At 46.9% G+C, this 23,543-nt stretch carries 19 protein-coding genes; 14 read left to right on the top strand and 5 right to left on the bottom strand.

What is annotated here, in order from left to right; all coding sequences use genetic code 11:
* Window positions 1–224: 224 nt before the first annotated feature.
* From ABD031_RS16225 to ABD031_RS16215, 3 genes are all read left to right on the top strand, one after another.
* Window positions 225–740, top strand: a complete 516-nt coding sequence (locus ABD031_RS16225) for a hypothetical protein (RefSeq protein ID WP_343853349.1) — start codon at window positions 225–227, stop codon at window positions 738–740.
* A gap of 77 nt (window positions 741–817) precedes the next feature.
* Window positions 818–1,327 carry a Rieske (2Fe-2S) protein gene (locus ABD031_RS16220; RefSeq protein ID WP_343853347.1) on the top strand — a complete coding sequence of 170 codons (510 nt, stop codon included), beginning with the start codon at window positions 818–820 and terminating at the stop codon, window positions 1,325–1,327.
* Window positions 1,324–2,202 carry a DUF5777 family beta-barrel protein gene (locus ABD031_RS16215; RefSeq protein ID WP_343853345.1) on the top strand — a complete coding sequence of 293 codons (879 nt, stop codon included), beginning with the start codon at window positions 1,324–1,326 and terminating at the stop codon, window positions 2,200–2,202. The genes ABD031_RS16220 and ABD031_RS16215 overlap by 4 nt, the downstream gene beginning before the upstream one ends.
* A gap of 27 nt (window positions 2,203–2,229) precedes the next feature.
* On the opposite strand, the gene ABD031_RS16210 is transcribed toward ABD031_RS16215, so the two are convergent.
* Entirely contained in the window at window positions 2,230–3,807 is a 1,578-nt protein-coding gene (locus ABD031_RS16210) for a hypothetical protein (protein ID WP_343853343.1), read from the bottom strand.
* Window positions 3,808–4,027: 220 nt separating this feature from the next.
* On the opposite strand from ABD031_RS16210, the gene ABD031_RS16205 reads away from it, so the two are divergent.
* From ABD031_RS16205 to ABD031_RS16190, 4 genes are all read left to right on the top strand, one after another.
* Window positions 4,028–4,939 (top strand): helix-turn-helix transcriptional regulator, encoded by a 912-nt coding sequence (locus tag ABD031_RS16205; RefSeq protein ID WP_343853341.1) that lies wholly within the window; start codon window positions 4,028–4,030, stop codon window positions 4,937–4,939.
* A 206-nt stretch (window positions 4,940–5,145) separates the two neighbouring features.
* Window positions 5,146–7,770, top strand: a complete 2,625-nt coding sequence (gene alaS / locus ABD031_RS16200) for an alanine--tRNA ligase (protein ID WP_343853339.1) — start codon at window positions 5,146–5,148, stop codon at window positions 7,768–7,770.
* A gap of 19 nt (window positions 7,771–7,789) precedes the next feature.
* On the top strand, window positions 7,790–9,250 hold the full coding sequence (gatB, locus tag ABD031_RS16195) for an Asp-tRNA(Asn)/Glu-tRNA(Gln) amidotransferase subunit GatB (protein WP_343853337.1): 1,461 nt from the start codon (window positions 7,790–7,792) through the stop codon (window positions 9,248–9,250).
* Window positions 9,251–9,362: 112 nt separating this feature from the next.
* Window positions 9,363–10,475: a redoxin domain-containing protein gene (locus ABD031_RS16190; protein WP_343853335.1), complete on the top strand. Its 1,113-nt coding sequence runs from the start codon at window positions 9,363–9,365 to the stop codon at window positions 10,473–10,475.
* Between the two features lie 396 nt (window positions 10,476–10,871).
* Here ABD031_RS16190 and proC read toward each other — a convergent pair whose 3' ends face one another.
* On the bottom strand, window positions 10,872–11,672 hold the full coding sequence (proC, locus tag ABD031_RS16185; protein ID WP_343853333.1) for a pyrroline-5-carboxylate reductase: 801 nt from the start codon (window positions 11,670–11,672) through the stop codon (window positions 10,872–10,874).
* Between the two features lie 184 nt (window positions 11,673–11,856).
* On the opposite strand from proC, the gene ABD031_RS16180 reads away from it, so the two are divergent.
* The 6 genes from ABD031_RS16180 (at window position 11,857) to rfbB (ending at window position 16,965) form a co-directional block, all read left to right on the top strand.
* Entirely contained in the window at window positions 11,857–12,279 is a 423-nt protein-coding gene (locus ABD031_RS16180; protein WP_343853331.1) for a hypothetical protein, read from the top strand.
* Between the two features lie 65 nt (window positions 12,280–12,344).
* Entirely contained in the window at window positions 12,345–12,545 is a 201-nt protein-coding gene (locus ABD031_RS16175; RefSeq protein ID WP_343853329.1) for a helix-turn-helix transcriptional regulator, read from the top strand.
* Between the two features lie 77 nt (window positions 12,546–12,622).
* Window positions 12,623–13,567, top strand: coding sequence for a hypothetical protein (locus tag ABD031_RS16170; RefSeq protein ID WP_343853327.1), 945 nt, complete (start codon window positions 12,623–12,625; stop codon window positions 13,565–13,567).
* A gap of 84 nt (window positions 13,568–13,651) precedes the next feature.
* Entirely contained in the window at window positions 13,652–14,818 is a 1,167-nt protein-coding gene (locus ABD031_RS16165) for a glycosyltransferase family 4 protein (RefSeq protein ID WP_343853325.1), read from the top strand.
* A 38-nt stretch (window positions 14,819–14,856) separates the two neighbouring features.
* Entirely contained in the window at window positions 14,857–15,909 is a 1,053-nt protein-coding gene (locus ABD031_RS16160) for an NAD-dependent epimerase (RefSeq protein ID WP_343853323.1), read from the top strand.
* Between the two features lie 3 nt (window positions 15,910–15,912).
* Complete coding sequence (gene rfbB, locus ABD031_RS16155) at window positions 15,913–16,965, top strand: dTDP-glucose 4,6-dehydratase (RefSeq protein WP_343853321.1); 1,053 nt, start codon at window positions 15,913–15,915, stop codon at window positions 16,963–16,965.
* Between the two features lie 75 nt (window positions 16,966–17,040).
* Here the strand turns inward: rfbB and ABD031_RS16150 are convergent, their stop codons facing one another.
* On the bottom strand, window positions 17,041–17,679 hold the full coding sequence (locus ABD031_RS16150; protein ID WP_343853319.1) for an NAD(P)-dependent oxidoreductase: 639 nt from the start codon (window positions 17,677–17,679) through the stop codon (window positions 17,041–17,043).
* Between the two features lie 394 nt (window positions 17,680–18,073).
* Here ABD031_RS16150 and ABD031_RS16145 point away from each other — a divergent pair, with 394 nt between their 5' ends.
* Complete coding sequence (locus ABD031_RS16145; protein WP_343853317.1) at window positions 18,074–21,292, top strand: glycosyl hydrolase; 3,219 nt, start codon at window positions 18,074–18,076, stop codon at window positions 21,290–21,292.
* Between the two features lie 148 nt (window positions 21,293–21,440).
* Here the strand turns inward: ABD031_RS16145 and ABD031_RS16140 are convergent, their stop codons facing one another.
* Entirely contained in the window at window positions 21,441–21,917 is a 477-nt protein-coding gene (locus ABD031_RS16140) for a cytochrome C (RefSeq protein WP_343853315.1), read from the bottom strand.
* Between the two features lie 5 nt (window positions 21,918–21,922).
* Entirely contained in the window at window positions 21,923–23,188 is a 1,266-nt protein-coding gene (locus ABD031_RS16135) for a sulfite oxidase (protein WP_343853447.1), read from the bottom strand.
* Window positions 23,189–23,543: the final 355 nt, after the last annotated feature.

Below are 23,543 nucleotides of genomic sequence, written 5' to 3'. Positions count from 1 at the left end.
AATTGACAAGTCATTTCGAGCTCCGGGATAAAACTTGCGAAGAGCTTAGGAGGATTGCGTCTGTCGTATCTCTCCTGTATTAAGACGTCTCCTGTCGTTGACATGACTACCCGATCGGTTTTTCAATTAGGGACTCGTACGCCGAAGGTCAACTATCGATCAGCCGAAAATAAAATCTCAATTCTCAAATTTCAAATCCGGACACTTTACCTTATCTTACTCCCATGGATTTGGGAAATATTGTTTATATCGTGGCTGTCATTGCCTACTTCATCTATCAGGCAACTAGGAAGAAAAAAGGTCCTGAAGTGCCGGATTCTGACAATTCCGCACCAGAGGAACCAAAACGAGGGATGAGTTTTGAGGATTTGTTGAAGGAAATCCGCGAGGCGCAAAATCCAAAAACTCCAGAAAGTCGGCCGCAGTCTCGACCGCTCCAGCCCGTGTCAAATCCTACTGCGACGGTTGCTCGCAACAAGCCGATCAGCAGACGGTCAGTCGCGGTTGATGCCGATGACGAAGAGGCGGAGTTTTATGAAGACTCCTTTGCCGCGCGAAAGGAAAATCCCTATCAGGCATATAGAGATATCCATTCCATTCCGTCCGTTTCTATCCCGAAGATGGACTACGATGCGCTGTCTAAAAAGCGTGTAAATCCCTATGCAGACCTGCTTAAAAACCCCAAAACGCTGAAGCAGGCTGTTGTGGTCAGTGAAATTTTGAAGCCCAAGTATTTTTAGCCAAACTATTCAACTGCCTTTACATCCAACTGGAACATATAATTCGTTTATGTATTCATCAACGAAAATTATGTCCTATGGAAAATTCTACCCAAATAGTAACAGGTGAGCTTTCAAATTCCCGCAGGGAATTTTTGGAGAAAGCAGGATTCGGTTTGGTTTTCGGTACGTTGGGAGTTTCGTTTTTCACCTCCTGCTCCAGCACCGAGGACGCAGATCCCGCCCCCAAAACCCCTGGCGGAAATACGGGGAATCCAGGGCCCGGTACCGGCATCAGCGTATCGGGAAATACAATTACTATCGACTTGACAATTCAAACCGGACTTGCCGCATCAGGCGGTTGGCTATTGATCAGCAGCGCCAGGACATTGGTCGTAAATGTAAGTGGGAGCTACAATGCTATGACTTCTATTTGCACCCACGAAGGGTGTTTTGATAGTTGGACCTTTTCTGGATCCCGATTTACCTGCAATTGCCACGGGTCTGTGTTCGACTCATCGGGTAAACTCCTAAACGGACCCGCCACGCAACACTTAGATCAATACGCGGCGACTGCAGCGGGTACTACACTTACGATAGTCCGATGACTATCCTGGCTAAGATAGGGGTATCGGCGGTGTCAGTGATGTTGTCAGTATTTTGTGCTTTTTCCCAGGATATATCCGCACAGGATTCTACACCGTCGGAATTGAGCGAGATCTTTCAGGCTCCCCGGCATATCAACCAGCTTACGGTACATCCATTGACAAAAAAAACCTTACATTTTGCCTTGATGCACACCTTCGGGACACTGGATGGTGGTATTGAAAATCTCTTTGGACTGGACAATGGCGCGAACATCGTAATCGGATTTGAATACGGCCTGAGTGACAGAATCTCTCTGGGTCTAACCCGAACCAGTCAGGATAAGGTCTACCAGCTCTTTGGGAGATACCATCTGCTGCGGCAGACCGAGGATGGCCAAGTTCCTTTTTCACTGAGTTTTGCCGGAGGTATCGGGGTGATATCCGGAGATTACACTTATCTGCCAGCCGATGAACAGCCAGTGTTTTCAGACCGTTTGGTTTATTTTGCGCAGCTGATGCTTGCAAAGAAGTTTGGTGAAAAGATCAGCGTGGGAGTGAATCCAATTTTCTCCTATTTCAGCAATGCACTGCCGGTCTATCAGATCGAAGGTACCCAAAACCTCTATCTGGCACTGGGACTTAACGGAAAGTGGCAGGTCACGAAGAATTCCTCGCTCACGCTGCAATGGATTCCCAATCTCAATTCGGACATCAAAAACAACTTTGGAGTGGGTTGGGATATCAAGGCAGGGCAGCATGTGTTTCAAATGTACTTTGTGACTTCATCTGCGCTGAATGAACCGTATTTGCTGGCCGGCTCCAATGGTGTGCCGGGGGAGGAGTTTCGACTGGGCTTCAATGTGAATCGTCTGTTCTTCTTGGGAAATGATTGGTAGTGGCTTGAAAAAGGCATCCTTTTAAGTTCATTTCATCCTGAACGATCTATTCCAGATTTTCCCTTTCCGCTCTTCTTCGATAAGGCGACAATGGTTTTGAAGAAAAATTTCCAGCCGATCTATATCCTCTTGCTCTTTAGGGTACGCATGTCGGTAGTAGTCATAGAGGTACACTCTGAATTCCAACGGAAGTATCGGTGCCAAAGAGTCGAGCTTTTCGATAGGAAGCAGGAGTTCCTGGGCTTTTGGATCATTTGGAAACAGTACCTCTCGGCTGAAATGGACGAAGTTGTTGGTCAGTATAGGAGGTTGATTACCTGTGTTTTTTACTTCTTTTCTCAAAGAATTGATAAACTCAGGATAGGCCTTCACTTGACCTTGATAGTAGATGGAAGCCAAGGCCGGAACTAGCAATACCGCCCCCAATATCCATTTATTCATCGGCAGGTTTTTCCAGATTAAAACGCCTCCTACGAGGGTCTGAAAACCCGCCATCTTCCAATCCAGCTGCACCAGGCTGATGACTACTCCAAATTGAATCAAGACGATCAGCCACCATCTGAGTCTCGGATTGCTTTGCCATTCCTGCCAACCCAAACTGATCAAAAATGCCAGGACAGGGATGAGGATGATCAGGTGACGGGGATTTAGATAAAGGGGATTGTAAAACTGAAAGTTGGTACTCATGAACCAGAAGCAGCACAGCAAACTCAGGAATGCCAGGCCGAATTCGACTTCGGGAGACCTGGGGTTTTTGCGAAGCCTGACCAAAGCAGGAATCGCAAAAACGATCCAAAGCCAATACGATCGCTCCACAAAGGTAAGAATCGGGAATAAGGACAGGCGCTTCACCATCACCCAGACGCTTTTGTCCGCATAGGTGAATTCGGAGATGTAATGACCTTCTTGGATGGATTGGAAGCGATAAAGCGGATGACCGAATTCGACCCAGAAATAGGCCATATAGGCGCTGCCAAATAGCAACCCGAGCCCGAGCAGGGATAAGTAAAACCTTCGATTTAGCTGCTTATTTTTCCAATCGAGGAGAAAAAGCAAAACCGGAAATGGTGCCAGAAAGACAATGGTTTCCTTGGTGAGAAAGCCAAAAAACAGTCCTGCGATCACACCCAACGATGCTGATAGAGGGTGCTTTTTCCGGAAGACTGCCGAAAAAGGAACCAATGCCGTCCAGAAAACCAGCAGGGAATCAGGATAAACCTTGGTCAAAAAGTGAAGAAAATAGACTTGGGTCGAAAACCAGATCACCAAGACCCAAGGACTGTACTGCTTGGGTAGGATCTTTACCAACATCGCCAACGTACCGATATAGGCTAACAGGGAGATAAAAGAAACCCGATGGGGATCAGAGCCCAACAGGATTCCCATCAAGCCGGACGGAACATAAGCTCCCCAGCGGGTAGAGAAGTGGTAGGAATTAAACTCCATTGTCCCGTTCCAAAAATCCCTTCCAGCAAGCAAGTAGTAGACGTCGTCCGAAAAGGTAATGCCATCAAAGCCAATAAGCCAATACCCCAATAGAAAGATCGCTCCAGCGAGAAAGGCACTTTTCTTTGGAGACTTGTTGATTATTTCCGGAATTGGCATCGGGTAAAAATAGAGGAATTTCGTGTTTGGTAGAGGTTCAACGCTTCAGACTTTCTCAAAATCAACGCTGGATTTCTAGTTGACTCAATTCTCCCTTGGAAAGGGGGCTGGAGAATTTATTAGTTCAGGTCAATTCAATCATTTTTCCGACAATAGCTGTCATAATCTCCTTTTCACTGAGTTAGAATCCCTACTTTTAGACACTTATCGTCATAGCCTCATGAGCAAGTCCGGACAAATCGAACAGCAAAAAATCCTTCGTGTTTTCAAATTGATCAACCTCCTCCAAGTCAATATTGGCAAGCCTGTCCATAAACTCGCCGAACTCCTGGAGACGGACGAGCGAACAATCTATCGTTATTTCAAACTGCTGGAAGCCCTGGGTTTTGAGGTTGTCAAGGAGTTTAGCAAATACAAAATCAAGCAGCCTCCCGGTCAGGATACGCCGCTGAACTATAGCACTTTTTCGCAGGAAGAAAATATCTGGCTGAAATCCTTGATCGAGAGTCAGGGCAAAGCTAACCTTCTACGCGATTCTCTTTTGCAAAAACTGCAATTGAGATCCGAGGTAAAGCAGGGGACCGAGCAACTCTTCAAAGCCAATCTCGGCAAGCTGGTCGGTCAGATCGGGCAGGGGATCTCGGCGAAGAAGCAGATCTGGCTGAAGGATTACTATTCGCTCAGTAGTGAGACGGTCTCCGACAGACTTGTCGAACCCGTTGGTTTTTCCCGCGACTATGAAAATATTCATGCCTTCGAACTGGAAAGTCTAAGCATGAAGGTATTCAAGATAGAGCGAATTGCGGAAGTCATCATTGCATCAGAAGGGTGGAAACACGAAACGAAACACGAGCTTCCCGGACAGGCGATTTTTGGATTTACCGGGAAAAATAAATTCAATGTAAAGCTCAAACTCAGTAAACGCGCCTATCAGCTGATGCTGGAAGAGCATCCCAATGCGCTTCCTTTCATGTCCATCAAAAACCGAAACCAATATTGCTTTCAGGGAGAAATCCCTCAACTGCCAGGTTTGGCAAGGTTTATCCTCGGCCTTCCTGGAGAGATCAAAGTGGAGGAGGGAGAAGAGATGAAAGCTTATCTAAAGGTGCAGCTGGAGAAAGCGCTGTATTGAGATCAAGTCTGATCTAGTCCCAACGCCGAAAGTAGGAGTCTTTCTGCCGTTGCTATCCCTTGATGCCGCCAATTTCTCCGATTCCTCAAATTCCCGGCTGAGATATGCATAAGCCCGTCAATTCTGCTAATTTTGTCACCCGATAAAACCGGCCTTTTTATAGGCTCATTAACACGAATAGTTCATTTCTGCACCTCAGACCTTCCATGGAAGCAAAGAAAATACGGAGTACCTTTATAGAGTTTTTCCAGTCCAAACAGCATCAGTACGTTCCTTCATCCCCGATTGTGGTCAAAAATGACCCCACCCTGATGTTTACCAATGCCGGGATGAACCAATTCAAAGACGCATTTCTCGGCAACGAAATCGCCAAATTCCCTCGCGTCGCCAACTCCCAAAAGTGCCTTCGCGTGAGCGGGAAGCACAACGATCTCGAAGAAGTCGGCGTGGACACCTACCACCATACGATGTTTGAGATGCTGGGCAACTGGTCGTTTGGAGATTACTTCAAAAAAGAAGCAATCGAATGGGCTTGGGAACTTTTGACAGAAGTATATGGACTTCCAAAAGACAGATTGTACGCCTCTATTTTTAAGGGAGATGCAGGAGACAAGCTGGAAATGGATCAAGAGGCTTTCGATCTTTGGAGCAAAATCGTCTCGCCCGAGCGTATTATCATGGGTTCGAAGAAGGATAACTTTTGGGAAATGGGTGACACTGGGCCTTGTGGTCCTTGCTCAGAAGTACACATTGACTTGAGATCTGATGCCGAAAGAGAGCTGGTTCCCGGTCAGGATTTGGTTAACAATGACCATCCGCAGGTCATCGAGATTTGGAACTTGGTCTTCATGCAGTTCAACCGACTGGCGGATGGAAGTCTCAAAGAACTACCTGCCAAGCACGTAGATACCGGGATGGGTTTTGAGCGTCTTGTGAGAGCCGTTCAGTTCAAGTCCTCCAACTATGACACCGATTTGTTCAAGCCATTTTTGGACGCTATTGCCGACAAATCTGGTAAAACCTACGGTTTGGACGAGCAGACGGATATTGCATTCCGCGTGATCGTGGATCACATCCGCGCTATTTCCTTCACGATTGCAGATGGCCAGATTCCATCAAACAACAAGGCAGGCTACGTTATTCGTCGAATTCTCAGAAGAGCAGTTCGCTATGGATATACTTTCCTTGGGTTGCAGCAGCCATTTCTTTTTGAACTCGCGCCATTGATCTCTGAATATTTTGGGGAGGTTTTCCCAGAAGTAAGACAACAGCAGGAGTTTATCGCTAAGGTGATCTATGAGGAGGAAGCTTCCTTCCTGAGGACTTTGGACAATGGACTAAAGATGCTCGAGTCGATCAAAACAGACTTGAAGGCAAAAGGCGATACGGTTATCCCAGGCCAAACAGCTTTTGAACTCTACGACACTTTTGGGTTTCCGTTGGATTTGACTTCCCTGATTGCCAGAGAAAATGGCTTTTCTATCGATGAGGTTGGTTTTTCCTCAGAAATGGAAAAACAAAAGACCCGCTCCAGAGCGGCCTCCGAATCGGAAACGGGCGATTGGGTGATGGTCAATGAAGATACCGGAGTTGAGTTTATCGGCTATGACTATACCGAGGCTCAATCTCAGATCATTAAGTATCGCACGATCACCGACAAGAAGGGCGACCGTTACCAATTGGTGCTGGACAAGACACCGTTCTATGCCGAGAGTGGCGGACAGGTCGGAGATACCGGTTGGTTGGTTTCCGATTCTGAGAAAATCCGCGTGCTGGATACCAAGAAGGAAAATGACCTGATTGTTCATTTTGTGGAGAAGCTGCCAACTATTCCGGAGGCAATGTTCTCGTCAGAGGTAGATCGTGAGCGGAGACAGTTGTCGATGAATAATCATACCGCCACGCACTTGCTTCAGTCTGCATTGAAGGCCGTGTTGGGAGATCACATCCAGCAGCGGGGTTCCTTGGTCAATGACCATTTGCTTCGGTTTGATTTTTCCCACTTTGGAAAGATGACCGAGGACGAAATCGCCCAGGTAGAAGCAATTGTCAATGCCAAAGTACGGGAGAATATTCCGCTCTCGGAGCAGCGAAATGTGCCGATCGAAGAAGCGAAAAAGATGGGCGCCACGGCGCTCTTTGGTGAAAAGTACGGGGACTTTGTCCGTGTGATCACTTTTGACAAGAACTTCTCGGTCGAACTTTGCGGAGGGACGCACGTTCCGTCAACTGGTCAAATCGGCTTGTTTAAAGTAGTTTCCGAAGGCTCAATCGCTTCCGGCGTTCGTCGGATTGAGGCGATCACTTCCGGAGCTGCGGAGGGATATTTGCGTGAGCAGCAGACTTTGGTGAAGGAGATTCAGGATCTCATGAAGAATCCGAAGGACGTAAAAAAAGCTATAGAAGCGCTGATTCAGGAAAGAAATGACCTGCGGAAAGAAATCGAAGCCCTGCATCTGGAGAAAGCTTCCGGGGTTAAAGCGGAACTTTTGAAGCAGTTTGTGGACAAAGACGAGATGAAAGTCCTGATCGCTCAAGTTGAGTTGCCGAATGCAGATTCGCTGAAGAAGCTGGCCTACGAACTGAAGAATGAGGTGTCCAATGCTTTGGTCATCTTGGCTGCCAAGATTGAGGACAAACCTCAGGTGGCGGTAATTCTGGATGAAGCGCTGATAGCGGCCAAAGGACTTAATGCAGGGCAGATTGTACGTGAATTGGCCAAAGAAATCCAGGGTGGAGGAGGAGGACAGCCTTTCTTTGCTACCGCGGGTGGCAAGGATCTTGCAGGACTCGGCAAGGTTGTGACCAAGGCCAAAGAAAAATTTTTATAATTGCTGAAATTAGGAAGAGATGCTAAGCGAAGAGCTCAGAAATAAATATCAGCTGGTGATCGGCTTGGAGGTTCACGCGCAGTTGTTGACTGAGAGTAAGATGTTTGCCTCGGACGCGAATCGATACGGACAATCACCCAATACACTGATCTCTGTGATTACTTTGGGGCATCCCGGCACCTTGCCAAAGGTTAACAAGAAAGCTGTCGAGTTTGCCATCCGTATGGGCTTGGCTTGTAATTCTGAAATCACTCGAACTAATATTTTTTCCAGAAAGAATTACTTCTACCCAGACCTTCCAAAGGGCTATCAGATCACACAAGACAAGGGACCGATCTGCGTGGGAGGAGTGGTGCCGATTGAATTGGCAGACGGGTCTGTGAAAGAAGTCCAGCTCAATCGCGTGCATTTGGAAGAGGACGCTGGCAAGTCGATCCACCTCGCCGGTGAGACGGATACCTTGGTGGACTACAATCGGGCAGGGACTCCTTTGATTGAGATCGTGACTGAGCCGGATTTGCGTACGCCGGAGGAGGCCAATGTTTTCCTGGCGGAAATCAAAAAGCTTGTCAAGTATCTCGATATCTGCGACGGCAATATGGAGGAAGGATCACTTCGCTGTGATGCCAACGTGTCGGTGATGCTGAAAGGAGCCGTCGAATACGGCAAAAAAGTCGAGGTAAAGAACATGAACTCCTTTCGAAATGTATCCCGCGCCATCGAGCACGAGCATGAGCGGATCATCGGGTTGTTGGAAGCGGGTGAAGAAGTGGTCTCGGAGACCAGGACTTTTGATGCGACTACCGGCCTTACTGCCAGCATGCGCACCAAGGAGGATCTGAACGATTACCGGTATTTCCCTGAGCCGGATCTGAGTCCGGTGGTGATTTCGGAAGAATGGCTACAATCAGTGAAAGCGTCTATGCCCGCATTGCCGAGGGAACTCTACCGCAAGTTCGTCGAAGTCTATGGATTGCCTACCTACGATGCCGCACTATTGAGCGAATCCAAAGAGGTGGCGTTTTGGTTTGACGTCCTTTGCTCCAAAACCCAGAATTACAAGGCCGCTTCCAATTGGATGATGGGGCCGATGAAGTCTTTTCTGAACGAGTCAAACCTCCACATCAACGATTTCCCAATCAAGCAAGACGCATTAGCCGAATTGATTGCGGTCGTTGATTCCGGACATGTTTCTTTTACGGTTGCATCTCAAAATATTTATCCAGAAATGCTCAAGGCTTCGGGGGAGAGTGCCTCCGAGATCGCTCATCGCCTGAATTTGATTCAGGAAAGCGATGAAGATTCTCTGAAGCCGATCGTTGAGAGCGTGCTGGCAGAAAATGCCGCGAAAGTAAAAGAATACCGATCCGGTAAAAAAGGCCTGATGGGTATGTTTATGGGAGAGGTGATGAAAAAATCAAAAGGCAAGGCGGATCCGAAAGTTGCTACACGAATTTTGGCCGAATTGCTTAGAAATTAAATTGACGGGATCGAGCACCGCGAAGGAATGATTGTCAGTCCTGCGCGGTTCCCCCGATAATCCCGGTAGGTATCGGGAAGGGGGATGGTTAAAAAAATGAAATTGTAAACACATGAAATATACCATGATAGGAGTTTGGATGATTGTCTCAATGGCACTTTTCTCTTGTGGGGAAAGCGGGAAGGACACCGAAGGCAAAGTCACGGTTTCGGGTAAAATAGAAAATGCACCGGACGGTGTGGTTGTATTGTCTCAATTCACCGATAGCAGACCAAAAGTATTGGACACGCTGGACTTAGACAAAAACGGGGAATTCTCCTACGAATTGGCTGTTGCCACCCCGACCTTTTACGAGCTGAATATCTACGGACAGAAGGTGGTTCGTCTGGCGCTATTGGATGAAGATGTCAATATCAACTACAACTTTTCCAGTCCGGAAAGCTTGACAGTCGAAGGATCTGCGGATACCCAGGAAATGCTCAAGCTGGAGAAATTGATGGAGACCTACCAGGCGGATGTCAATAGCCTCAACGAAGCCTATTATGAGGCTATGAGCAAAAACGACTCAGAGCAGATTAAAAAGATCCAAGCGGACGCAATGACATTGGAATCCGAGCAAGCAGAACGTGTTAAAGAGATGATCAATAGCATGGGTGATTCGTTTGCAACCATGTCGGCGATCGGACTTTTGAATCCGAAGACGGACTTTCAGTTTATCGATGAGTTGGTGGCTAAACTCAATGAAAACTATCCAGGCACGACAGCCATCTTGCAGGTTAAGCAGCAATTGGATGAGATGCGGGCACTCTCTGTGGGTCAGCCTGCACCGGAGATCGAGCTTCCCAACCCGGATGGCAGCATGGTTAAACTTTCAGATCTGAGAGGGAAATACGTACTGATCGACTTCTGGGCCGCCTGGTGCAAGCCCTGTCGTCAGGAAAATCCAAATGTGGTCAGGCTTTACAATGAATATAAGGACAAAGGATTTGAGGTATTCGGAGTGTCGCTGGATCGCACCAAGGAAGACTGGGTGCAAGCGATCGCGGACGATGGCTTGACTTGGACTCAGGTTTCTGATTTGAAATATTTCAATTCAGCTGCCGCGGAACTGTATCAAATCGATGCAATACCGGCTACTTATATGATTGGTCCAGATGGAAAGATCATCGCAAAAGACCTGAGAGGGCCTAGTTTGGAGGATAAACTCGCTGAGCTCTTCGACTGAGAAAAAGAACTCAATGCAAAAAAGCCCTCGGTTATCATTCTAACCGAGGGCTTTTTTGTGAGCAGAAAGTGAAATGAAGAACAAAAAGGAAGGAGGAAAAAGTACCAAACAGTCCTTCCTTTAAAAATCGAGTCTCTTAAAAAGGAATAGCAAAAGTTGTTTATCACCCGAGACAAATCTAATGAAAACATTTAAAAGAAAAACAAACCTAAAATTATTCTTTTTTGAAGTAGTATTAATATACTGATAAAATTAGGGATTTTTTTAAGTCTGAAAATCGAATAAAATGGTTAAATGCTCATTTGGTCAATTGAAATTTGAATATTCCAATTCAAAAATTCTTTAAAAAAAAAACCACCGATATTGTCGATGGTTTTTTTTAGGATTCAAGGTTGACTATTTCGCTATTTTATCGTAGCTGGCGATCACTCCCCGAACCATCGCGGAGCTAAATCCTTGGTGCTCCATTTCATTTAAGCCCACAATTGTACAGCCTTTTGGAGTTGTTACTTTATCGATGGCGGCTTCGGGGTGGATGTTTTTTTGAATCATCAATTCTGCAGCCCCTTTTACCGTCTGATTTACGATTTTGCTGGCCGTGACCGAATCGAAACCGATCTGTATTCCTCCCTGAATCATGGCTCGCATGAATCTCAAGACATAGGCAATACCGCAGGCTCCAAGGACAGTGGCCGCTTCCATCAGGGTTTCATCAATCGAGATGGTGAATCCAATCGAATCAAACAACTCCTTGACTTGTTCGACCTGCACGGGAGCGGCTTGCTCGTGGCAGATACAGGTGACGGATTCCTGGATATCGGCAGCGATGTTTGGCATAGCTCGAAACGTAACAGTAGTAGGAGCTAGCACTTCGTACATTTCCTTCAGGGTGACCCCTGTCGCCAGAGAAATGATAGTCTGCCTCTTCGGATCCAATACCGGATAGATCTCCCTCAGAATGTTGCCGACATTATAGGGTTTCACGCCTAGAAGAACCAAGTCGGCATTTCTCGCTGCATCTATGTTATCGGAGCATACTTGAACGCCTTTATCCTCAAACTCTTTAAGGCTGGACGTGTTTCGTTTGGTAAGGGTGAGATTTTTTGGGTCAAAATCAGCTCTCATCACTAATCCGTTTGCGATAGAAGAACCAAGGTTGCCACAGCCGATGATGGCAATTTTCAAGTTTGAAATCATGGGGAATCGAATTATTAACAGGTTTGATGGACTAAATGTAAACAAAAGGAAGGCCTTTATGCGAGAATGAAAGTGCCTCTACGGGATTTTGTATCGTTATGGAAATTTTGAATTGGAATTATTGGACAAAATATTTTTACAATTGGTAAAGTTTGTTTTACATTTGGGAAAATAAACACGACTTATGAAAAAGAACTCAATCTTGAATGTGCCATTGCTTTCTCCAGGATGGAAGAAGCTGGCTTATGTGTTTTTCTTCTTACCGGTGATTTTAATTATTGGGTTGGCCCTCGCCAGTCCTTCAATGGATCCCAATTCTGCTGGAGAAATATTTTATGGATTTTGGGCGATAGGGTTTGGGATTTTGAATCTGACCCGCGAGAAGGTAGAGGATGAGATGATCCGAAGTTTCAGACAGCAGGCCTTTCAGACTGGGTTTTTCTGGATGATCTGGGGACTTGGGGCGTTAATGCTGGTCAACTACTTGATCTACGATCGGGTTACCACGGAGATCTTTACGGCGTATCTTGTGCTTTTTTTGCTTAATGGGTATATCTACGGGGCATTTCAATATCAAAAATTTATGGTAGGCAAGGAGGATAGCTGAATTTTATTCACAATGAAGTCAATGAAAGAAGTGGAAATGTGTTTCATCCTCATGACCGGACTTAAATGAAAAATACGATCAAGGTAGAGCGGGCAAAAAAAGATCTGACCCAGCAGGATTTAGCCGAGAAAGTTCAGGTTTCCCGGCAGACGATCAATTCTATAGAAGCTGGAAAATACGTGCCGTCAACAGTGTTGGCGTTGAAGATAGCAAGGGTCTTCGGAGTAGGATTAGAAGAAGTGTTTAGTTTGGAGGAGAGCGACTAGAGTTCGTTTCGGATATTTTTTGCCGTTCAAAACTTGCCGAATTCTGATGGCTTTTTATTTTTGAAAAAATTAGTTTTATGAGTGACCTATTGGTTTTTATAGCCGCTTTTCTCAGTGTCAGCTTGCCTGCTCAGTGTCAGATATTTGAAAACGATTCCTCTGTCAAGACCATAGCTTTTTGGGATTTGAATGAGACGTACTCCTATACCGTAGTTCTCGAAAATTACGATGTAGTGGAGGCGGACACGATTGATAGGATTCTGACGAGCTACACCGTGGACATGCTGGTGATCGATTCCACTGAGACTTCCTATGACGTCCGATGGACTTACCGGGATATGGACTATGAGTTGGTTGATGAGAATCCCCTGCTGGAAGCGCTCATGGAAAAGCTAAATGAGCTTACCGGAGGATCTGTAGTGGAGTTTCGCACAGATGAATTGGGAGCTTTTCAGGAAGTAACAAATTGGGAAGAGATCAGGGACTATTATATGGTGGCGCGGGAAAGCATGAAGGAGTTTTTTGGCAATAACCCCGATGTCAACCAGTTTCTGGAAAACGTGATGAGCATTTATTTGTCGAAAAATTCAATTGAGACAAGCAGTATAAAGGATGTTCATCAGTTCTTGAATTTTCATGGCGGTGAATACCGATTGAATGAACCCATTTACGCAAATATGGAATTCCCAAGTGTGGTTGGAGGGGATAATCTTGATGCTTTGGTCACAGTGGAGCTAATGAAGATTTATCCCGACGATGACGATTATTCGATTTATTCAATTGTTGAAGTAAATCCCACTCAGCTCAAGGAACAAACCAAACTAGTGCTAAGGAGAATGTTGCCACATGCCACTGAAGAGGAGATTCAAGAGGGCTTGGATCAGGTAGGAGAGCTGTGGAATGTAATTGAAAATTCGTCGATAATCCACTATTGGGGCTGGCCGACTTACTCAAGAGAAACCCGTCAAACAGGCAGTGACCAAAAAGTAAAAGTGGAAACCCGAACGATAGAAATGATCTAACAACTTTTTTTGAGATCGAAATCCATATTTAGAAGGTCATAAAAGCGTTAATCTTTTACCTTTGTGCTTTTATAATCCCTTTTGATGCCCAAGTTAATTCGAATCACCACCGTACCGATTTCTCTCAAATTGTTGCTCGCTGGGCAAATGAAGTACGCGAAGGAGCAGGGCTGGGAAGTTATTATGGTTAGCGCCGACGGGCGAGAAGTGGATCAGGTGATTAAGAGTGAAGGAGTTCGGCACGAGATTGTTCCGTTCACCCGCAAAATCACTCCTATCGCTGATCTCAAATGTATATGGCTTCTGTTCAAGCTTTTCAAAAGCGAGAAACCTGACATTGTCCACACCCACACGCCGAAAGCCGGACTCTTGGGGATGATCGCTGCCAATCTCGCCGGCGTGAAAATCCGCATTCATACCTTGGCGGGAATTCCCGCGATGGCCGCTGAGGGGAAAAAGAAAGGACTCCTCGAAGCCGCTGAAAAATGGACGTATTCTAATGCAACCGAGGTTTGGCCCAATTCTGCAGGATTGAAAAAGTTTGTGATTCAAAACCAACTTTGCCCCGAAGACAAACTTCGGATCATCGGCAAAGGCTCATCCAACGGTATAGATTTAACGAAATTCAACAGAGAAGCCCTGAAGGAGAATCACCTCGTCGCCGCGACAATGAGAATTTTGCCGGGTGAAGATGAATTCATCATTCTTTCGGTCGGCAGATTGGTCAAAGACAAGGGGATTGAAGAGTTGGTTTCGGCATTTCTCAATTCTAAGATCGCCAATCGCGCGAAGTTGGTGCTTTTGGGGGCATTTGAGCAAGACCTGAATCCATTGTCTCCCGAGACCATACAAACGATACAGGATAATCCTCGAATTGTACAGATTGACTGGACTGACCATGTTGCGCATTATCTTGCCTTGGCTGACCTATTGGTTCACCCTTCACACCGTGAGGGATTTCCAAATGTCCTGCTCGAAGCGGGGGCGATGCAAGTTCCAGTGATCTGTTCAGCTATTATCGGCAATTCGGATATTATCTCGCAGCAAAAGACCGGCTTGATTTTCCCTGTCAAAGATGCGATGGTGCTGAAAGAAGCGCTCGAATTTGCGTTTGTGAAGCGAGATCGAATGGCGCTTTATGCCGCAAATTTATACCAAGAGGTAGTTGAAAACTATGACAGAAATGTCATCCAAAAGGAGGTGTTTAACAACTATCAGCGCGTCTTAGGCGCTTCGAAGACCGCGGAATAGTATATATTTGAAGCTGGACAATAAACATATTTTTCTCTATGAGGTACCTTGTGACCGGTGTAGCCGGATTTATCGGATTTCATGTTGCTCAAAAATTAGTAGATCGAGGCGAGGAGGTAGTAGGGTTGGATATTATCAACGATTACTATGATATCAACCTCAAATATGCCCGGTTGGAGCATCGAGGTATCCAAAAATCTTCCATCAGAAAAGGAGAAATCGCTCAATCGACGACCCAGCCACTTTACCGTTTTATACAGCAGGACCTGGCAGACAAAGCGGCTTTGCTCTCACTTTTTGAACAGGAAAAGTTTGATGTCGTTATTCACCTAGCGGCTCAAGCGGGCGTGAGGTATTCACTCTCACATCCAGAAGTTTATATCGAAAGCAATATTACGGCTTTTCTTAACATATTAGAATGCTGCCGTTTTCATCCGGTGAAACATTTGGTGTATGCCTCTTCGAGCTCGGTGTACGGAGCAAATGAAAAAATGCCCTTCTCGACTTCAGACTCGGTAGATCATCCGGTCTCCCTGTACGCTGCGTCCAAAAAATCCAACGAACTAATGGCTCATACCTACAGCCATTTGTTTGGAATTCCGACGACGGGCTTGCGGTTTTTTACGGTTTATGGCCCGTGGGGCCGGCCGGATATGGCTTTGTTTCTGTTTACTGAAGCTATCCTGAAAGGGGAGAAAATCCAGGTATTCAACTACGGCAATATGAAGCGGGATTTTACTTTCATCGATGACATCGTAGAAGGGATAGTCAAAGTGGCGGATCGACCTGCAGCTGCGAATCCTGATTTTGATTCAAAAAATCCTGATCCAGGAAGCGGGAAAGCACCTTACAAAATCTACAACATTGGGAACTCGGCTCCGGTCTTGCTGATGGACTATATCAAGGCAGTAGAAAAAGGATTGGGTAAAAAAGCAGAAATGGTTTTACTTCCCCTTCAACCCGGCGATGTGCCGGCCTCTCACGCAGATGTAGAGGACTTGGTGCGCGACACAGGATACAAGCCAAACACCGCGATAGAAGTGGGTGTTAAGGCGTTTACGGATTGGTATTTAGATTATTATAAAAAGTAGCATATGAGTAAAGCGATTTTGATTACCGGCGGAGCGGGCTTTATTGGAAGCCACGTTGTCCAGCTTTTTGTAAGTAAGTATCCTGAATACAAGATCGTTAATCTGGATGCGTTGACTTATGCGGGGAATCTGGAAAATCTGAAGTCGGTAGAGGGTGCTTCCAATTACGTGTTTGAAAAAGCAGATATCCAAGATGCAGAAGCACTCGACGAGATCTTTGCGAAGCACAAGATTACCGATGTGATTCACCTCGCTGCCGAATCTCACGTGGATCGCTCGATCAGTGACCCTTTGGCTTTTGTGAAAACCAATGTGTTTGGCACGGTAAATTTGCTTAACTCAGCCAAAACGGCTTGGGCCGGAGAATTGGATCAGCATCTTTTCTACCATGTCTCCACTGATGAGGTCTATGGGTCTTTGCATGATGGCGGATTCTTTTTGGAAACAACTGCCTACGATCCGCAGTCTCCGTATTCAGCGTCCAAAGCTGCTTCGGATCACTTTGTGAGGGCCTATGCCAATACCTACAAAATGAAGACGGTGGTTTCCAATTGCTCCAACAATTACGGCCCGAATCATTTTCCTGAGAAGCTCATTCCGCTTTGCATTCACAATATCAAAAACATGAAGCCGCTTCCTGTCTATGGGAAAGGCGAAAATGTCCGCGATTGGTTGTTTGTGAAAGATCACGCACGGGCGATCGACACGGTCTTTCATCAAGGAAAACCCGGCGAGACTTACAATATTGGAGGCTTTAATGAGTGGAAAAACATTGACATAGTCCAGCTGCTTTGCAAAAAGATGGACGAGAAGCTTGGACGCGAGCCAGGCACGTCAGAAAAATTGATCACCTATGTGACCGATCGCGCAGGGCATGATCTACGCTATGCGATTGATGCAACTAAGATTCAAAAAGAGCTGGGCTGGGAGCCGAGTCTACAGTTTGACGAGGGAATCGAGATCACGATCGATTGGTACCTTGCAAATGAAGCGTGGCTCGAGCATGTGACCTCGGGAGCGTACCAGGATTACTACAAGGAACACTACGAAAGCTGATAAAGCATGAAGCCCCGATTAATCGTCGGGGCTTTTTCGTGGAAAATGGCTCAGTAGTTTTTTCTTTCTCCCCAATTACTGATTTGCAATAAATGGCGCTTTTTTGAAATAATTCGGATCAGATAAGCTTTCCGCGAGGAAGTAGGCCAGATCCGTAGCACTTATAGAACCTCTGGGACAATCGACCAAGCTGACCAAGGTAGGTCGGCGCTCGTCGGTTTGCTCGATCATCGGAAGTCTGACGAGTGTCCAATTGATTGTACTGGTGGAAAGTAGTTCATACTCCACTTGCTTATCAGCAGTGGTCATCGGGTAGTGGATTTTCATCCAGTCGGTTCCTGCCTTAGTCCGTTCACCTTTTTGGTCATTCGGCGCATCAACGTTCAACCCCGTAGTGATGATGTATCGGTCGATTCTAAAATCAGCCATGGCTCGAATTACATTGCGGGTAGCGTCGCTAAAAATCGACGGTTCGCCCTTTGGTTGTCCCAGTGTGCTGATGACCGCCTGGCAGCCATTTACTAGTGATTTGATCGATTCATAATTTCTTGCATCGCCAGCGACTAGTTCTATAAGCGGACTTTGGAGTGTGAAATTTTCGGGATTTCTAAGCAAAAGCTTGAGTTGATATCCCTCGTTGAGCAAATGCTGGACAAGATATTTGCCTGATTTACCTGTGCCACCCAGGATGGCTATTTTTTGAAATGGTTTCATGAGTTTCTCTGTATTAAGATTTAGAATCGTTGTTGGGGAAATGCAACTGAGCACCACAGAACCGGGCGATTCTGGGTAAGAAAAATATGCTCAATATTTTACAGAGAGATTTTAATGTGTTAAAGCTAGGGATTTCTTGAGGTTTTCAAAAAAGGAAAACCAGCCCATGCGCGGACTTCAACGCGGCTTTGCAGTTTCTTTTCTGTCAAGACGTGTTGAAATTGAGAAAGTAGGCCCGCTTCAAACTTCTATTTTTTTTCAAATCCAACTTTGCAGTATGGCGCAGGATAGGCATCCAAATATCTATTCCTAAACTATGACCTGACGACCCAAAATAAACCGATGAATAAGCCCCTACTATTCCTAGCTGTGATCCTTTTTGGATCACCTGCATTTGCCCAAAATTCTACTAGAAAACTTCCAGTCTCCACCGAACGCCGCCAAACCCCGTGTCTGGTGGCATTGGATGAATGGCAACATCACCAAGGAAGGCATCCAAAAGGATCTGGACTGGATGGAGAAAAGCGGAATAGGCGGTTTTCAAAACTTTGACGCCAATCTATTTACTCCGGTGGTGGTCAGTGAAAAGTTGGTTTTCATGACGCCGACCTGGAAGGAGGCTTTTGGATTTGCAACAGATTTAGCGGCGGACAAAGGCCTTGAAATGGCGATAGCAGGTTCTCCGGGATGGTCTGTAACCGGTGGGCCTTGGGTACGGCCAGAGAATGCGATGAAGAAATACGTCTGGTCAGAACTCGAGGTAGACGGAGGTAAAACCTATTCAGGGAAGCTTCCACAGCCGTCTGGGCAAACTGGAAAATATCAAGACGCGCATCTGGAGGGAGGTGGGATCACCGGTGGGTTTATCGGCGAGGTGCCGACCTTTTACCGAGATGCCTTGGTGGTCGCTTTTCCAGTCGATGCGGGTGAAAAGAATCTTTCCGCGCTTTTACCGGAAATCTCCAGTAGTGGGGGTGAGTTCAATTTGGAGCTGTTGACGGATGGGAGTTTGGCGAATGCGAGTTTCCTGCCGCCAATGGAAGTCGGAGAGGACATGTGGATCCAATACACATTTGATCAGCCACAGACGTTCACGGCTATGAGTGTTTCGGGTGCAATGAATGGCGCATTGGCCGAGTTCAATGGTGGGCCGGAAAACCGAAGCTTAAAAGTCAGTGATGACGGAGTGACCTTTCGGACTATTGCCAAAGTCTCGGGAAGTACGGTTCCTTTCAACACCGTTTCCTTTGCACCCACAGAAGCCAAATACTGGAGGATTTGCTACGAAACCTTGCCTCCGGAGGTCAATCTTTTCGCAGCAATGGCAGGCGCGCCGATAGGTGAACCCAAGTCTGACGGGGTAAACGTCGCTGAATTTGTCCTCTACACTACTTCGCGGATCGATCAAGTGGAGGACAAGGCTGGCTTTTCCCCTTGGACGGAAGATTTTTTATTGGCGAATCTCAATGTCAAGAAAAGTGACGAAGACCTGATTGAGAAGTCTCAGGTCATCGACTTGACTTCTAAGTTGCAGACTGACGGAAGTATCACTTGGGATGTGCCTTCCGGAAAATGGAGGATCATGCGATTCGGGTATTCTCTGACGGGGCGTCAAAACCATCCCGCATCACCGGAAGCCACGGGTTTGGAGGTGGACAAGTTGGATGAGGAAGCCGTCCGTCGCTATATCAATCACTACCTTGATTTATACGAAAGTGCAACGGGTGGAAAATTGGGACCCGGTGGTTTGGAGTACATGATTTTAGATAGCTACGAAGCCGGACATATGAATTGGACGGCGGATTTTTCTGATGAATTTGAAAAAAGAAGGGGATATAGTCTGGTCTCGTATCTGCCGATTTTGACGGGTAGATTGGTGACGAGTAGGGAGGAAAGCGAGAAATTTCTTTGGGATTTTCGAAAGACGATAGGAGAAATGATCGCTGACAATCATTATGATGTGATTGGTGAGGAGCTGAAGAAACGGGGGATGAAGCGCTACACCGAATCGCATGAAAACAAGCGAATCTATCTGGCTGACGGAATGGACGTAAAGCGGCATGCTGATATTCCCATGTCAGCCATGTGGACGCCGGGAAGTCTAGCAGGCGGAGCAAATGAAGAGGTAAGGAGCGAGGCTGACATTAGGGAATCAGCCTCCGTGGCCAATATCTATGGGAAACCCTTTGTCGCCGCAGAATCGATGACTTCCGTGGGGAGACCATTTCAGGAGTATCCGGAACGCCTCAAGCGAACCGCCGACCTTGAGCTGGCATCCGGCCTGAATCGCTTTGTAATCCATACCTCTGTTCATCAGCCCCTCGATGACAAAAAGCCAGGATTTTCTCTCGGGCCATTTGGGCAATATTTCTCCCGACAGGAGACTTGGTCTGGGATGGCCAAGGCCTGGATAGACTATCTGGGACGGAGTTCCTATTTGCTTCAGCAAGGCAAAAATGTCGCTGATATTCTCTATTTCTATGGAGAAAACAACAACATCACTTGGGTGTCGAGAAACAAACTTCCGGACATTCCCGCCGGATATGAGTTTGATTATGTGAATGCCACGGCACTGTTGGAAGCGATCCAGCCTGAAAACGGAAAGCTCAAAGCGCCAAGCGGTGCGACCTATGAAGTGTTGATGCTGGACGAAAGCGCTATTTTGATGTCTTATGCGGTGCTTGAGAAGTTAAAGGTCTTGGCGGATGCAGGCGTTCCGATTGTCGGGCAAAAACCCAAGAAGTCTCCGAGTATTTCGGATGATGCGGCGGATTTTGAGGCTTTGGCGACAGAGATTTGGAGTAAAAAGAATGTCAATACTTCCTTGGTTGTTCCCACCCATCCCGATGTAGTCATTTCCGAAACCGACCACAAAATTCTCTTCCGACATAGAAAGACCGCGAACGGCGAAATCTACTGGCTTAATAACCGAAGTGTCGATCCAACCTCCGCAAATGTGAGCTTCCGAGTGACAGGAAAGAAGCCCACGCTCTGGAATCCGATCAACGGTGAAGTCAAGGAAGTCTCTTACGAGATCAAAGATGGAAGGACACACCTTGCCTTGAATTTCGAGTCTTGGGATGCCTTTTTTGTGATTTTTCAAGAAAGTACTGCTCAAAATTCCTTCAGTCTTGCGAGTAAGAAAGAAACGTTGGAAAGAGAAATCGGCGGTACTTGGCAGGTGAATTTTGGAGATAAAAAATCCGAGTTTACAGATTTGGTGTCTTGGCATCAAAGCGCTGATTCAGCGATCAAATATTTTTCCGGAACGGCATCTTATACCAATTCCTTCGAGCTCGACGCAGTGAACCCAGGCAGCTCATACTACTTGGATTTAGGTTCGGTGAAAAACTTGGCTGAAGTCTGGTTGAACGGCCAAAATATGGGAATTGTTTGGAAAACCCTATTCAAACTGGATGTGACCCAAGCCTTAAAACGGGGAGAGAACAAAGTCGAAATCAAGGTCGTCAACACCTGGGTCAATCGTCTGATTGGTGATGCGCAGCCCGGTGCGGTCAAGACGACGTTTACGACGATGCCGTTTTATCAGGCCAACTCACCACTGGTTGAGTCGGGACTGATGGGGCCGGTTAGGCTTCTGAAAGTAGACTGACGGGAGATTTTGAAATCAAAAATTTGAGAGCAGAGCGGGCCAGATATGCCCGCTTTTTCATCTTCCTCTCGCCGTTTGTTGGTAACCTCGGTCAGCGGACATTCATTTTCCTGCGGGCCATCTGGAGTGAAGGTTTTTGAGCTTACTGCTAGTTCTTTAATTCATACCACTCGATATCCTTGAGCGGAACTCTTCTGCCAGTGGGAGGCGCAGGAGCGTGGTGTTTGGCGAGGTAGTCTAGAATGATAGCTTCATTACCTCCCAGGTCCCAAAGTCCTTGAGTCTCCTGCATCCAGACAATCTTGGCTTTCCACCCTTCGCGGGTAAACTTGTTTTGCAGCACGATTGCGCTGGAGTGACAGCCCGTACAGGTGGCCTTGACGATCTCAAAACCTTCGTCGATGACGAATCCGGTTGCGACGTCTTTGCCGTCCACCACTTCATCGGCAGCGAGAGCGGTATTTAGCGAATTACTTGTTTCCGAGGCGTTTTCTTTCGGCGATGGGCCGTCGTAAAATGCCACAAATACCAGCCCACCGACCAAGAGGATTACGATAGCCAGCAGGCCAACTACCGCCGTGTTCAGTACCTTGATGAGCTGTTGGGATTCTTGATTTTTCTTCATCACCCTTAGCTTACTTTGACTGCGATTCGGTGACAGGCATTGTTGAGATAGCCTTTTGGATTCCAACCGGGGATTACCATAGGCTGGGAAACGCCTCGACTGTCAGTGGCTTTTGCCCAGATTTCATAGTAACCGACCTCGGTGAAACTGAGCTCCGTTGACCATTGCTGCCAAGCCAGGCGATTGGGGGCATTTTTCAATTGACATTTCGTCCAAGTGGCTCCGAAATCCGTCGAAACCTGTACCACTGCGACTTCGAACTCACCTGCCCAAGCGTGGCCTCGCACGTTCAGTTTCTTTGATTTGCCAAACATCGCTCCGGTTTTCGGGAATGTGATCAGAGATTTGACAGGCATGGATTCGATGATTGTCATGTCTTCCACCGGAGCTTCTTCCCCAGGCGCAACGGGATTCTTTGGCATGCGATAGGAGTCGCCGGTCATCTTCGCGCCGTCGTGCTCTTTGTTTCGAACTACTAGTTTGTTTACCCATTTTCCTGAAGTAGAAGCAGGCCAACCTCCGCAAACCAAGCGTAGTGGGTAGCCGTGGGCCAAGGGGATATCTTTGCCGTTGAGCGACCAAGCGAGAAGCGTCTCGTCCTGCATGGCTTTGGCGATTGGCACGCCCCGGGAGATGACGGGCTTAGAGGCATCTCCATTCAGATGTTTGTCTGTGCCATAGTAGCCGACGTACACTGCGTCGGATTTGATGCCCACATCTTGGAGCAGGTCTTTCAGGCGTATGCCTGTCCATTCTGAGCAGTAGACTGCGCCCTCTTCCCACTGGTTGCCGGCAGTGGGTGGATAAAATCCCGCCCGACCATTGCCGCCGCATTCGAGTACCAACTGGTAGGAGTAAGGTTTGAAGTTTTTCTTGAGCTCGGCTAGGCTGTAGGATTTTTCCTTGTTGACAGATTCTCCGCTGATGGTGAGCTTCCAGTTGGCAGCATCGATGTCTTCGGGAATCAGCCCGTTGTTTCGGATGAAGATGTTTTCAAATGGTGTAATCGCATCGTCGAGTTGGTGTGGTCTGGCTTCGACATTCCATGGTTGATCGCTACGGATGATCATCTCGGGGTTTTTGCCCTTCATCGGGTCAAAGTCCTGTGGCAGAGCGATAGGAACATACCCCTCGGGCATGGTGGCTGCGTGGATGATCTCCGCACCCAGTACGGCCGACAGGGTGCCTAGGACGCTTTTTCTTAGAAAAGTACGGCGATCAGTAGTGTTTTGATCGGGTTGGGTCAGCGGGTCTATGCCGGATTTTGCCATAGTAGAGTGGGGAGTTTTGTTTTGCAAGACGCAGCCTAAAATCCGAATGGCACAGGAAACAGGCTGGGTTTGCAGGATTGGGATACGCTTTGTCAAAAGGTGAAATTAGGCAAAATCATCAACTCGTCGGATAGCCCGTAGGTTTTTCGTCCGGACATTTTGTGGACAGGGACGATTGGAGATATAGAGTGCCGCAATCGAGGTTTGGCGGGTGAGGAAATCAGAATAAATGAGAATAGTCGGGATCCAGCTTCTGGAGAAGCAGGATAACGCTAAAAAACATTCATGAATAGGGGAAATTCACCCGCAGCCATGAAAGTCGTAAAAGGAGTTACCACAACTTATTTACGACATG

The sequence above is a fragment of the Algoriphagus jejuensis genome, from assembly GCF_039523455.1.
Taxonomy (GTDB): domain Bacteria; phylum Bacteroidota; class Bacteroidia; order Cytophagales; family Cyclobacteriaceae; genus Algoriphagus; species Algoriphagus jejuensis.
Note: the sequence above shows the minus strand (reverse complement) of the source record. Positions and strands in the feature narration are given on the sequence as shown.